The following is a 12095-nucleotide window of genomic DNA, read 5'->3' on the forward strand; positions in this document are numbered from 1 at the left end:
AAACCCGGCTGACGCCGGGTTTTTGTTTGGAATTTCGATCGGGCGGCCGTCGCTCAGGCGCTGACGCGGATGTCTTCCGGTTCGCGCAGCACATAGCCGCGGCCCCAGACCGTCTCGATGTAATTCTGGCCGCCGGACGCCGCATCGAGCTTCTTGCGCAGCTTGCAGATGAAGACGTCGATGATCTTCAGTTCCGGCTCGTCCATGCCGCCATAGAGGTGGTTGAGGAACATTTCCTTGGTGAGCGTGGTGCCCTTGCGCAGCGAGAGCAGCTCCAGCATCTGGTATTCCTTGCCGGTAAGGTGCACGCGCTGGCCGCCGACTTCGACGGTCTTGGCATCGAGATTGACCACCAGGTCGCCGGTGGTGATGACCGATTGGGCATGTCCCTTCGAACGGCGCACGATGGCGTGGATGCGCGCCACCAGCTCGTCCTTGTGGAACGGCTTGGTCATGTAATCGTCTGCGCCGAAGCCGAGGCCGCGCACCTTGTCCTCGATGCCGGCCATGCCGGAAAGGATGAGGATCGGCGTCTTCACCTTGGAAAGACGAAGCGTTCTCAAGACCTCATAGCCGGACATATCGGGTAGGTTGAGGTCGAGAAGGATGATGTCGTAGTCGTAGAGCTTGCCTAGATCGACACCCTCTTCGCCGAGGTCGGTCGTATAGACGTTGAAGCTTTCCGATTTCAGCATCAGCTCGATGCTTTGTGCGGTTGCACTGTCATCTTCTATCAGCAGAACACGCATTTCATTCCCCTTTTCTGCTGCCGGACCATCTTGCGACCCATCCGGGACCGGAGCAGTGATTGCCTGGTGCAGAGGCTGCCATGGAATGGTTAACAAAACCTAATTCCGCGTCGATGACGGTACCAGATTTTTTAACCACTTTCTACACCCTCTTGAATTTAATAACGAATCACAGGGCCAAACCGCTAATGCAACACATTAAAAACCTGGACTAAGTGACTCCAGGGACTCATCGACATCGCTTCCATGTCGCCAGCCGGATTTTTACCCGGCCTTAAGTCCTGACCCGTATGATTAACAATGCCCGTAAACGAATGGTTACCGTCGGCAAAAAACTTTAGGGTTTTGTTTCCCATAGTGCGGGGAAAGCCGGTGGACACGGGCAGCGCTTGGGCCTTTCCAAGTGGTTTGGACGATATGTGCAGGTGTGCGTTTCCGGGAGTACCGAATCATGAAGTCACGTGAAAACCTCGTTCGGCTGAAACAGTTTCAGGTGAATGAGAAGCGGCGGCAGCTGCTGCAGCTCGACATGATGATCGCCGAATTCGAACGCATGGCCGCCGAGCTGGAGCTTCAGATCAGCGCCGAGGAAAAGAAGGCCGGTATCACCGACATCAATCATTTCGCCTATCCGACCTTCGCCAAGGCGGCCCGTTTGCGCCGCGACAACCTCAGAAATTCGCAAGGCGACCTCGCCCAGCAGCGAAGCGCCGCCGAATCATTACTCGGCGAAGCTGAAGCGGAGCTTTCCAAGGCGGAAATGCTCGAATCGCGCGACACCAAGATTCGCGAGGCCGAAACTGGCGGTCGTAGCGCGATGATCGGCTGAACCGCCCGATATCCGCGTCTTTGAGCACGTCCAAGCGGGCGCGCAACGCATTGGGCGAGCGCTAAACGGCCCACTCCCCTTCATTCACGGCCGCAGCCCGCGCCCGGGCCTCCTTGATGTCGGGAACGTGTTGTTCCGACCAGGATCTGATCTGGTTGAGCAATCCCGCCAGATTCTGGCCAAGTTCGGTCAATTCATATTCGACCCGAGGCGGGACGACCGCAAACACCTCGCGCCGCACCAGGCCGTCGCGCTCGAGCACGCGCAACGTCTGCGTCAGCATCTTCGGCGTGACGCCTTCGAGCTTGCGGGCAAGCTCGCCATTGCGCTGCCGGCCTTGGCGCAGCGCACAAACAACCAGGTAAACCCACTTGCTGGCCAGCGTCTCCAGCACCGTGTGTGAGGGACAGGTCCGCCGGAACGCATCATAGCCGAAGGGGGAGTCGAGATCACTATCCATACGGTGCCTATATATCAAAAAGGTACATACTAGACAAGAGACCATTACTCTCCAAATGATAGTGGGACCAGTCAATCAGGAGAAATCTTATGCGTGCCATTATCCAGAATTCCGTCGGCGGACCCGATGTCCTTGTCATCGCCGAGCGCCCGGCGCCCTCGCCCAACGCCGGCGAAGTGCTGGTCCGCATCAAGGCGGCCGGCATCAATCCGGTCGACGGCGCCGTGCGCGCCGGCCATTACCCGCTGCTCGGCGAACCACCCTTCATCCTCGGCTGGGACCTCTCGGGAACCGTCGAGGCGCTGGGGCCCGGTGTCAGCGGCCTGAATCCAGGTGACGCGGTGTTCGGCATGCCGCGCTTCCCAAGGCAGGCGGCAACCTATGCCGAACTGGCCGCCGTGCCCGCCGATGAAATCGCGCGCAAGCCCGCGCACGCCGATCACGTCCAGGCAGGCGCATTGCCGCTGGCCGGCCTCACCGCCTGGCAAGGCCTCGTGCGTCATGGCGCGCTGAAAGCCGGGCAGCGCGTGCTGGTCCACGCCGGGGCCGGCGGCGTCGGCCATCTGGCGGTGCAGGTCGCCAAGGCGGGCGGCGCCTGGGTTGCCGCCACCGCCAGCACGGAAAAATTGGATTTCGTCCGCAAGCTCGGCGCCGACGAAGTCATCGACTACACCAAGGATGATTTTACCGACAAGGCGAAGGACATCGACCTGGTGCTCGAGACGGTGGGCGGCGAGCACGCCCATCAATCGTTGAAGGTGCTCAGGGACGGCGGCGTGCTGGTGTCACTGCTCGACATCAGCGACAAGACCAGGGCGGATGCCAAGGCGCGAAGCATCCGCGTCGAACGCATGTCCGTTGTTCCCGACCGCGAAGGCCTGCTGGAACTTGGCAGGCTCGTCGATGCGGGAAAGCTTACGGTGCATGTGGCAAAGACCTTCTCGCTCGAACAGGCCGGCGCCGCGCACGCTTTCCTCGCCAGCAAGCCGGTCGGCAAGGTGGTGCTGACGGTCTGAAACGCGCAAATGCTGTCAAGAAACCAAAAGGGCGCGAACTTCGCGCCCTTTTGCAGATTCTTGAGCGTCAGTGCCGGTATTGCTGGATGCGCGTCGTGCGCAGCCCGGCGAGGCCGTATTCGTCGATAGAGGCCTGCCAGGACAGGAACTCCTCGGTGGTCAGCTTGTAGCGCTGGCATGCCTCCTCGAGGCTCAAAAGCCCGCCGCGCACCGCTGCAACCACTTCCGCCTTGCGCCGGATAACCCAGCGACGTGTATTCGTCGGCGGCAGATCGGCAATTGTGAGAGGGCTGCCGTCAGGCCCGATAACATATTTGACTCGCGGTCTAACCAGATCGGTCATCGTACTCTCTACAAAAAACTCAAAGACCCAATCCCCACCACGTTACCGCCACAGCTTTAAAAATTGCCTAAGCAGACCCTAACAGCTAGGTAATGATCATGAACGCCGCGTTAGTCTTTTCGCAAACATTTGAAATATCTGCCGGGAAGTTCCGGATTCGCTCGAAAAATCTGCGCGGTCACCGGGCCGGCAGTTGCCCGCCGATCGGTCCCGCAAGCTGGCGCAGCCGCCAAGCTTGACCTATATTCGCGTCATTGGCATGCAAGCGCCGCGCAGAACGAAAGAACCATGAACAGCCTCGATCTTCCCGGACGTCCCGAAAACACCCGTATCGTCGTCGCCATGTCGGGCGGCGTTGATTCATCCGTCGTCGCGGGTCTCTTGAAGCGCGAGGGCTATGATGTCGTCGGCGTCACCTTGCAGCTTTACGACCATGGCGCCGCGACGCACCGGGCCGGGTCCTGCTGTGCCGGGCAGGATATCGATGACGCCCGCCGCGTTTCCGAGACGCTCGGCATTCCGCATTATGTGCTCGACTACGAAGAGCGCTTCCGCAAGGCGGTCATCGATCCCTTCGCTGAGAGCTATGTCGCCGGCGAGACGCCGATCCCTTGCGTTTCCTGCAACCAGACGGTGAAGTTCGCTGATCTGCTGGCCACCGCCAAGGATCTCGGCGCCGACGCGCTGGCCACGGGCCACTACATTCGCTCCGGCGCCAATGGCGCCCATCGCGCGCTCTATAGGCCGGTCGACGCCGATCGCGACCAGAGCTATTTCCTCTTCGCCACCACGCAGGCGCAGATCGATTATCTGCGCTTTCCGCTCGGCGGCCTGCCGAAGCCGCAGGTTCGCGCCATTGCCGAGGAGATGGGCCTGACGGTAGCCGCCAAGCAGGACAGCCAGGACATCTGCTTCGTGCCCCAGGGCAAATATTCCGACATCATTGCCAAGCTGAAGCCGACGGCCGCCAATCCGGGTGACATCGTCCATATCGACGGCCGGGTGCTCGGCCGCCATGAAGGCATTCTGCGCTACACCATCGGCCAGCGCCGCGGCATCGGCGTGGCCTCCGGCGAGCCGCTCTATGTCGTCCATCTCGACGCCGAGCGCGCCCGTGTCGTGGTCGGGCCGCGCGAGGCGCTGGAGACGCACAAGATCTACCTGCGCAACATGAACTGGCTTGGTGACGGCGCGCTGGCCGACATGCCCGCGGGCGGGCTGGAACTGTTCGCCAAGGTCCGCTCGACCAGGCCGCCACGCCCGGCGATGCTGCGTCACGAGGCGGGCGTCACATCGGTCGAATTGGCCGATGGCGAGTCCGGTATCGCGCCTGGACAGGCTTGCGTGCTCTATTCCGACGACGGCAATGAGGCCCGCGTGTTCGGCGGCGGCTTCATCGAACGCTCCGAGCGCGGCGCCGAGGCCGAGGCGATGTTGAGCCGACTTGCCGCGTCACCGGCGCAGGTTCCCGCCGAGTAGGCAACGATCTCTCCGCCGCGACGCGGCCCGATCTTCTTCAGGGATTGGATTTGGTGTGCGTGACCGTACCCGCGGTCAGGATGCGCAGCACCCGGATTGCCTCCTCGCCGCTGGTGCGCGGTTCGGCCCGCGTTTCGATGCAATGGATGAAGTGCTCGAGTTCGCGCGTCAGCGGCATGCCTTGGCCAACCGCGACATAGGAGGGCTCATTGGTGGTGAACGCCCATTGGCCGCTGTCCTGCCAGACCGCGTGGCGATAGACGGCGAGCTTGCGCTCCCATGGTTCGACATCGTCGAAGACAGCCATCGCCTTGGTGCCGACCACGGTCAGCCGCCGTTCGCGGTAAGGGTTCAGCCGCGAGGCGAAGAGATGGCTGCGCAAACCGTTGGGAAAGCGCATGTGCAGATGCGCGAAGTCGCTGAGATTGTCGAGCAGCGCCGCCCCTTCGCCGCGCACCTCGATCGGTTCGGTGCCGGTGATGGCCAGGATCATCGACAGGTCATGCGGCGCCAGGTCCCATAGCGCATCGTTCTCGGTGTGGAATTTGCCGAGGCCGAGCCGGTGCGAATGGATGTAGCGGACCTCGCCGAGCTCGCCCTTGTCGATGAGCGCCTTCAGCGTCTCGAATGCGGGATGGAAGCGCAAGACGTGGCCGACCATGAAGACGCGGCCCTTGTCCTTCGCCGCCTGCACCGAGCGCTCGGCATCGGCAACCGTCAACGCGATCGGCTTCTCCACCAGCACGTCCTTGCCGCTTTCGGTGGCGCGCACCGCCATCTCGGCATGAAATTGCGGCGGCAGCGCCATGACGATGGCGTCGATGTCATTGCGGACGAACAACTGGTCCGGTTCGATCGCGAGGCAGTCCTGTTCGCTGGCAAAGCCTTCGGCGCGGGCACGGTTGGCGTCGGAGACCGCGTGCAGCGCGCCGAGCGCCTTGAGGGTGCGGATGTGGTTGGAGCCCCAGTATCCGCAACCGAGGACTGCAATGCGCGGCTTCATCTGTTCTCAAACTCTAAAAACTCGTGGCCGAGACATAGCGACGTGCCTCTTCGAACTCAACCCCGGCGGCTGCAACCAATTATCGGCGCGGCAAAGCTTTTCGGCAGCGAGAATAAGCGCCCCTGCCGAGCGGTTCGAAGCTTGACAGGCTCACCCTCCCAACCTTATATCCGCGCGACCTTGGCGAACGCCTCGAAATGCCTTGCGATTTAAGGCGGATTTCGGGCCTTTCGCCGCCCTGGCGGGGTAGCTCAGTTGGTTAGAGCACGGGAATCATAATCCTGGGGTCGGGGGTTCAAGTCCCTCTCCCGCTACCACCTCTCACCTGTACGGCCCGGAGACATAGGTAACAGACTGTACCTAAGACATGGGTGACAACCTCGTGCTGAACGGGTTGGACAGGCCCGCGCTGATGCGGGTCGCGTTGGGAGGAACGTCTACACCTCTTCCGTCTCGAGCACGAACGTCCCGGTGGGGATGCGGTTGGTGATCATGGCGCGGATGCCGACATCGATGACGGGGTCAGTTTCATCGAATAGGCCGCAGGCCTGCAGCGCCTTGCGCTGGTCGACGGAGCGGCCGAGATATTCCAGAAGCACGACCGAGGCTGCGGGTCTCCGCCCTCGTAAAAGGGGCATGCCCGTCTGGATGCCGACCAGATAGGCGACGCTCGTCTGGTAGCTCGGATAGAGGATCACCTGGGTGATGCTGGTCTTGAGCAGGGTTTCGGATTCGAGCGCGAATATGCGATCGCCGAGCAGCAGCAGGGCGGCCGAATATTTCGAGGTCTTTACGCCATATTTGCCGAAATGGACGAGCCTTTCCATGCATTTCCAGAAATAGCGGCCTTCCTTTTCATAGATTACGACCAGGCATTTGATGATCTTGCCGGCATAGCCGAACGAGTAGAAATAGCGGAAATAGTAGCCGACATAGCGCCCGAGATCGCCGGAACGCTGATAGAGCTGCTCCATATGCACCAGCATGTCCGATGGCGCATGGACGCCGAGCGGGCGGCGGCGCAGGCCGACGATCTCGGCAAAGCGCTGCTGGTCCATCAAAAGCTCGCCTTCGCTCACGCCGAAGAAATCGCAGATCTTGCGCATGTTGCGGCGGGACGGCCAGGTCTGGCCGCTCAGATACTTGTTGAACTGCTGGCGGTTGATCTGCAGGCGCCGGCACACGGCGGCAATCGACGGATAATAGCTGCACAGGAAGGCGAGGTTCTGGGGAAGCGGTTCGGTCTGCATGACCTAATGCATACTGACGCCAGAACAGTGTCAAGTCGCGAAGGGTCGCGAAATTGTGCGGCACCGCCGATTTGCCCAAAGTGGCGCTCTCCAACAGAGGCCTCGTCATGCGCACAGTGTCCAACTTCCCCCATCCGATCCGCTCGGTCGACCATTTCGAGATTCCGATGCCGGACGGCTGCCGGCTTGCGGCGCGCATGTGGCTTCCCGAGGGTGCCGAACAAAAGCCGGTGCCGGCGATCCTGGAATACATCCCCTATCGCAAGAACGATCTGACCGCCGCGCGTGATGTCGTCATGCACCCCTACGTGGCCGGCCACGGCTACGCAGTGGTGCGCGTCGACCTGCGCGGAACCGGCGATTCCGAAGGGCTGATGCTCGACGAATACCTTCAGCAGGAGCTTGACGATGGCTGCTCGGTCATCGAATGGCTGGCCTCCCAGCCCTGGTGCGACGGCAACGTCGGCATGATCGGCATCTCCTGGGGCGGCTTCAACGGATTGCAGATCGCGGCCATGCGGCCGCCTGCGCTGAAGGCGGTGATCAGTTGCGCCTCGACCGACGACCGCTACGCCGACGATGTCCACCACATGGGTGGCACGCTGCTCATCGACAATCTCTCCTGGGCGGCGATCATGTTCGGGCGCAACACGCTGCCGCCCGACCCACGCAACAAGCCGCACAATTGGCGCGCTTTGTGGCACAGTCGATTGAAGGAAAGCGGGCTATGGCTGAAGAACTGGCTGGAGCACCAGCACCGCGACAAGTTCTGGAAACACGGTTCGGTCTGCGAGGATTTCGGCGCGATCACCTGCCCGGTCTACGCCGTCAGCGGCTGGGCCGATGGTTATTGCCGCTCGGTCTTCCGCCTGATGGAAAAGCTGCAGGGCCCGCGCAAGGGGCTGGTCGGGCCATGGGCGCACACTTATCCCCATATCGGCAAGCCTGGTCCTGCCATCGGCTTTCTGCAGGAATGCGTCCGCTGGTGGGATCAATGGCTGAAGGGCCGTGACACCGGCATCATGGACGAGCCGATGCTGCGCCTGTTCATGCAGGATAGCGCCCCGCCGCAAACTTCCTACGAGACGCGCGCCGGACGCTGGGTCACGGAGCCGGCATGGCCATCGCCGAATATCGAGCGGCAGTCCTTCTTCCTTTCCGGCAATGGGCGCCTGTCCCTACGCCGGGCAGACGATGCGGCCGGAACGCAGACGGTCCGCTCGCCCTTGTCGGTTGGCCTGCGCGGCGGCAAATGGTGCTCCTATGCCGTGCCCGGCGACCAGCCGGCTGACCAGCGCGGCGACGATGCCGGCAGTCTGGTCTATGAGACGCAAGAGCTGGCGCACGATGTTGAGATCGCCGGCGATGCAATGCTCGATCTTGTCTTCGAAAGCGACAGGCCCGTCGCCATGGTGGCCGTCCGTCTTTCGGATGTCGCCCCCGATGGCGCGACGACGCGCGTCAGCTACGGCCTTTTGAACCTGACGCATCGCGATAGCCATGAGAGGCCCGAACCGCTCGAACCGGCAAGGCGCTACCGCACCTCTGTCCCCTTCAAGCACGTAGCACAGCGCTTCAGCGCGGGGCATCGCATACGCCTTGCCATCTCGACAAATTACTTCCCGATCGCTTGGCCTTCGCCCGAGCCGGTCACGCTCACCGTCCATCCGGCGGATTGCCGCCTTGAACTTCCGGTCCGCGTCGGGGGCGCCGGAGATCCGGCACCGGCGCCTTTTGCCGAACCCGAAGGGGCGCCGCCCTTACGGGTGGAGACGATCTCAAAGCCGCAAAAGGATTGGACGATCACGGAGAATCTGGCAGTCGCTTCGACCGTCGTTGAGATCGGCGAAGGCGCCGGCACCTATCGCATCGTCGACAACGACCTAACCATTACCTCGCTCGGCCGCGAACGCTATTCCTTCCGCGGCGACGATTTCGGGTCGGCCAGGGCCGAGGCGAAATGGGAGTTCGAATTTTCGCGCGCTGATTGGCGCATGCGTTCTGTGACCGAAACGACCATGACCGCGACGCCATCGCACTTCCACGTCGAGGCGCATCTCGAGGCATGGGAAGGCGACGAGCTTGTCCACGAACAGAAATGGACCGAGGCGATAGAGCGTCGCCTGCTGTGACATTCGCGAACTGACGCTAATCTCGCTCACATCTGCGTCGGCAGCGAAATTGACCGGCTTGCCGGCTGAATTGAAGAATGCGCCGTCCGAACTCGCGGCCCCATCAGGCGGCGCGGTACCAAAAAGAGGGATCCCGGCAATCGCCGGGAAACCCGCTCAGTTGAAAGGGGAACGAAACCGTGAATGGAATGAAATTGAATCGCAGGCATTTCCTGCAGGCAGGCGCCGGCCTCGGCGCGGGGATCATCGCCTCCGGTCTGCCCTTGTCGCAGGCCGTATGGGCGGCCGAAGGCAAGGTACTCAAGGCCCGCGCCTATTCCGATATCGACAAGCTCGATCCTGGCTTCTACCAGAACGCGTACAATGTCGACGTCATGAACTGCATCTACACCAAGCTTACGCGCTATAAACCGGGTTCGGAGTGGGGCTGGGAACTCGAGGCCGCCGAATCCGTCGAGCAGATCGATCCGACGCACATCCGCTTCCGCCTGAAGAAGGGCATCAACTTCACTGGCGGATTTGGCGAAATGACCGCCGAGGACGTGAAGTTCTCGTTCGAGCGCGTCATCCAGCACAATTCTCCGGTCAAGGGCGACTGGGGTCCGCTCGACCGCATCGAGATCGAGGACGACCATACGGGCGTGATCGTGCTCAAGACGCCTTTCGTGCCGCTCTGGAACATCACTCTTCCCTATGGTTGCGGCCACATCGTCTCGAAAAAAGCGGTGACGAAGGCAGTTGCCGACGGCGGCGATTTCGGCATGAAGCCGCCCTGCTATTCAGGTCCCTACGTGTTGTCGGACTGGAAGCCGAACCAGCTCGTCCTGTTGACCCGAAATCCCGAATGGAAAGGCCCTAGGCCGGGCTTCGACGAAATTCATATCCTGCCCATGAGCGATATCAAGACCGCCGAGCGCGCCTATCAGGCAGGCGACATCGACTTCACCGATTTCAGCCTCGATTCGCTGGCCACTTTGAAGGACAGCCCGCCCGAAAACACCAAGATCGAAGAAAAGCCTTCGCTCTACTATGTCTATATCGGCATGAACTCGGACCATCCGAAGCTGAAGGACGTCAATGTCCGCAAGGCGATTCAATGGGCCATCAATGTGCCGCAGATCATGGACGCGGCCTATTCAGGCCAGGCCCAGGTCGCCACCGGCCTTATCGCTCCGGGCTTGGTGGGACACCGGGAAAAAGCGCTGATACCGCCGGAGGGCGATCTCGAAAAGGCGAAGCAGTATCTTGAGAAGGCCGGCATCACCGAACTCAGCCTCACCATCGACGCGCTCAACGTGACCACCTTCTCCACGATCGCGGAAATGGTCCAGGCGCAGCTGTCGCAGATCGGCATCACGGTCGAGGTCAATGTTCAGGATTCCGGTTCGTTCTGGACCATCGGCATGGAATCGGAAGGCGAACGTTGGAAGGACATGCAGCTGATCGTGCAGCGTTTCTCGATGGTGCCGGATCCCTATTACGCCACCACCTTTTTCGTGCGCGACCAGGTCGGTGTGTGGAACTGGGAGCGCTTCCGCAGCGAGCGCTTCGACGAGCTCAACGCCAAGGCGGTAACCGTCGAAGACCCGCAGGAACGGGCCAAGATGTATTATGAGATGCAGGACATCATGGAAGATTCCGGCTCCTACCGGTTCCTCACCCATGAAGGCTCGCCGATCATGTACCGAACGACGCAACTCGAGGCCGAGACGCGCCCAGACGGGCGGCCGCTCTATCTCGGCTTTGAGCCGAAATCGGCCTAGGGCATTCTAGGAAAAGTGCGTAGCGGTTTTCCGTCCGGAATTGCGAAAAAACAAAGGGTTAGAGCGGGTCGGCGATTCTATCAAACGCTGAACCGCTCTGACGCGGTCGCTGGGACAGGCTGAGTCAGAACATGTGGTTATATCTTGGCAAGCGTATCGTGCTGGCGGCGGCAATTGTCGTCGTTGCCGTCACGCTGCTGTTCCTGATGATCCAGGCCGTTCCCGGCGATCCCGCCGCGGTCCTGCTCGGACCGCGTGCGACGCCGGAACTGAAGGCGCAATTGCACGAGGAAATGGGCCTCGACAAGCCGCTGCCCGTGCAGATCGTCTCATTCTTCGGGGGGCTGCTGCACGGTAATCTCGGCACCGATGTCTTTACCCAGCGCCCTGTCGCGGCCATCGTTTTCGAGCAATTGCCTTACACCGTCGAACTCATCCTGGTTTCGATCGCCTGGGCCGTTATCGTCGGCGTGCCGCTCGGCTGCTATTCGGCGCTGCGCCGCAACTCCGTGATCGACAAGGTCGTGGGTGTATTCGCGGTCGGAACCATCGCCATCCCGTCCTTCGTCATGGCGATCTATGCGCTGTTGATCTTCTCGGTCGGCCTGCGCTGGCTGCCTGCCATCGGCGCCGGCTCAGGCTTCCGCGACGGGTTCGTCCATCTCATCCTTCCAGCCTTCGTCGTCGGTATCGGCTGGGTGGGCTACATCTCACGCATCGTGCGCGCCTCCATGCTGGAGATTCTTGGCGAGAACCACATTCGCATGGCGCGCTCCTTCGGTCTTTCAGAGCGGCGCATCGTGGCGCGCTACGCGCTGCCGCTCGCGATCCTGCCGACAGTGACGATCATCGGCGTCGGCATGGCGCACCTGCTCTCGGCGGCGGTTTTCGTCGAGGTGGTCTTCGCCCGGCCCGGCATCGGCGCGCTGATCGTCAAGGCGGTGGACTCGCGCAACTATCCGATCGTCATGGGCACGGTCCTCGTCACCACCGTTCTGTTCGTCATCTCCACGACGCTCGCCGACCTCGTCAACGCGGCGCTCGATCCAAGAATCCGCGAGAATTTGTAGC

Annotated in this window: 11 protein-coding genes and 1 tRNA gene; 7 read left to right on the plus strand and 5 right to left on the minus strand. The window is 61.6% G+C overall.

The genetic code is table 11. The features are described 5' to 3' along the window. Window positions 1–53: 53 nt before the first annotated feature. Window positions 54–749 carry a cell cycle two-component system response regulator CtrA gene (gene ctrA / locus FJ973_RS13340; protein ID WP_006203583.1) on the minus strand — a complete coding sequence of 232 codons (696 nt, stop codon included), beginning with the start codon at window positions 747–749 and terminating at the stop codon, window positions 54–56. A 451-nt stretch (window positions 750–1200) separates the two neighbouring features. Here ctrA and FJ973_RS13345 point away from each other — a divergent pair, with 451 nt between their 5' ends. Continuing rightward, a complete protein-coding gene (locus FJ973_RS13345) occupies window positions 1201–1578 on the plus strand; it encodes a flagellar export protein FliJ (protein ID WP_140496101.1) in 378 nt (125 codons plus the stop codon). 61 nt (window positions 1579–1639) lie between these two features. Here FJ973_RS13345 and FJ973_RS13350 read toward each other — a convergent pair whose 3' ends face one another. Next, entirely contained in the window at window positions 1640–2038 is a 399-nt protein-coding gene (locus FJ973_RS13350; protein ID WP_140556158.1) for a helix-turn-helix domain-containing protein, read from the minus strand. 89 nt (window positions 2039–2127) lie between these two features. On the opposite strand from FJ973_RS13350, the gene FJ973_RS13355 reads away from it, so the two are divergent. Then, a complete protein-coding gene (locus FJ973_RS13355) occupies window positions 2128–3054 on the plus strand; it encodes an NADP-dependent oxidoreductase (protein WP_140556160.1) in 927 nt (308 codons plus the stop codon). 67 nt (window positions 3055–3121) lie between these two features. Here FJ973_RS13355 and FJ973_RS13360 read toward each other — a convergent pair whose 3' ends face one another. Then, complete coding sequence (locus FJ973_RS13360) at window positions 3122–3397, minus strand: DUF1153 domain-containing protein (RefSeq protein WP_006203587.1); 276 nt, start codon at window positions 3395–3397, stop codon at window positions 3122–3124. A 288-nt stretch (window positions 3398–3685) separates the two neighbouring features. Between FJ973_RS13360 and mnmA the strand changes: the two genes are divergently transcribed. Further along, window positions 3686–4876 (plus strand): tRNA 2-thiouridine(34) synthase MnmA, encoded by a 1191-nt coding sequence (mnmA, locus tag FJ973_RS13365; protein WP_140496104.1) that lies wholly within the window; start codon window positions 3686–3688, stop codon window positions 4874–4876. A gap of 37 nt (window positions 4877–4913) precedes the next feature. Here the strand turns inward: mnmA and FJ973_RS13370 are convergent, their stop codons facing one another. Continuing rightward, entirely contained in the window at window positions 4914–5879 is a 966-nt protein-coding gene (locus FJ973_RS13370) for a Gfo/Idh/MocA family oxidoreductase (protein ID WP_140496105.1), read from the minus strand. Between the two features lie 240 nt (window positions 5880–6119). Between FJ973_RS13370 and FJ973_RS13375 the strand changes: the two genes are divergently transcribed. After that, window positions 6120–6196 (plus strand) — tRNA-Met (locus FJ973_RS13375). A gap of 120 nt (window positions 6197–6316) precedes the next feature. On the opposite strand, the gene FJ973_RS13380 is transcribed toward FJ973_RS13375, so the two are convergent. After that, window positions 6317–7129: a helix-turn-helix transcriptional regulator gene (locus tag FJ973_RS13380; protein ID WP_140556161.1), complete on the minus strand. Its 813-nt coding sequence runs from the start codon at window positions 7127–7129 to the stop codon at window positions 6317–6319. 107 nt (window positions 7130–7236) lie between these two features. Between FJ973_RS13380 and FJ973_RS13385 the strand changes: the two genes are divergently transcribed. The 3 genes from FJ973_RS13385 (at window position 7237) to FJ973_RS13395 (ending at window position 12094) form a co-directional block, all read left to right on the plus strand. Further along, entirely contained in the window at window positions 7237–9261 is a 2025-nt protein-coding gene (locus FJ973_RS13385) for a CocE/NonD family hydrolase (RefSeq protein WP_140496107.1), read from the plus strand. A 188-nt stretch (window positions 9262–9449) separates the two neighbouring features. Next, a complete protein-coding gene (locus FJ973_RS13390) occupies window positions 9450–11024 on the plus strand; it encodes an ABC transporter substrate-binding protein (RefSeq protein ID WP_140496108.1) in 1575 nt (524 codons plus the stop codon). A gap of 131 nt (window positions 11025–11155) precedes the next feature. Beyond that, on the plus strand, window positions 11156–12094 hold the full coding sequence (locus FJ973_RS13395) for an ABC transporter permease (RefSeq protein WP_140556163.1): 939 nt from the start codon (window positions 11156–11158) through the stop codon (window positions 12092–12094). Window position 12095 lies beyond the last annotated feature (1 nt).

The organism is Mesorhizobium sp. B2-1-3 (assembly GCF_006442495.1).
GTDB lineage: Bacteria > Pseudomonadota > Alphaproteobacteria > Rhizobiales > Rhizobiaceae > Mesorhizobium.

Bases quoted from the DNA above. Each gene is read 5' to 3' on its own strand.
- ctrA (WP_006203583.1), bottom strand. From the start codon at position 749: ATGCGTGTTCTGCTGATAGAAGATGACAGTGCAACCGCACAAAGCATC.
- FJ973_RS13345 (WP_140496101.1), top strand. From the start codon at position 1,201: ATGAAGTCACGTGAAAACCTCGTTCGGCTGAAACAGTTTCAGGTGAAT.
- FJ973_RS13350 (WP_140556158.1), bottom strand. From the start codon at position 2,038: ATGGATAGTGATCTCGACTCCCCCTTCGGCTATGATGCGTTCCGGCGG.
- FJ973_RS13355 (WP_140556160.1), top strand. From the start codon at position 2,128: ATGCGTGCCATTATCCAGAATTCCGTCGGCGGACCCGATGTCCTTGTC.
- FJ973_RS13360 (WP_006203587.1), bottom strand. From the start codon at position 3,397: ATGACCGATCTGGTTAGACCGCGAGTCAAATATGTTATCGGGCCTGAC.
- mnmA (WP_140496104.1), top strand. From the start codon at position 3,686: ATGAACAGCCTCGATCTTCCCGGACGTCCCGAAAACACCCGTATCGTC.
- FJ973_RS13370 (WP_140496105.1), bottom strand. From the start codon at position 5,879: ATGAAGCCGCGCATTGCAGTCCTCGGTTGCGGATACTGGGGCTCCAAC.
- FJ973_RS13380 (WP_140556161.1), bottom strand. From the start codon at position 7,129: ATGCAGACCGAACCGCTTCCCCAGAACCTCGCCTTCCTGTGCAGCTAT.
- FJ973_RS13385 (WP_140496107.1), top strand. From the start codon at position 7,237: ATGCGCACAGTGTCCAACTTCCCCCATCCGATCCGCTCGGTCGACCAT.
- FJ973_RS13390 (WP_140496108.1), top strand. From the start codon at position 9,450: ATGAAATTGAATCGCAGGCATTTCCTGCAGGCAGGCGCCGGCCTCGGC.
- FJ973_RS13395 (WP_140556163.1), top strand. From the start codon at position 11,156: ATGTGGTTATATCTTGGCAAGCGTATCGTGCTGGCGGCGGCAATTGTC.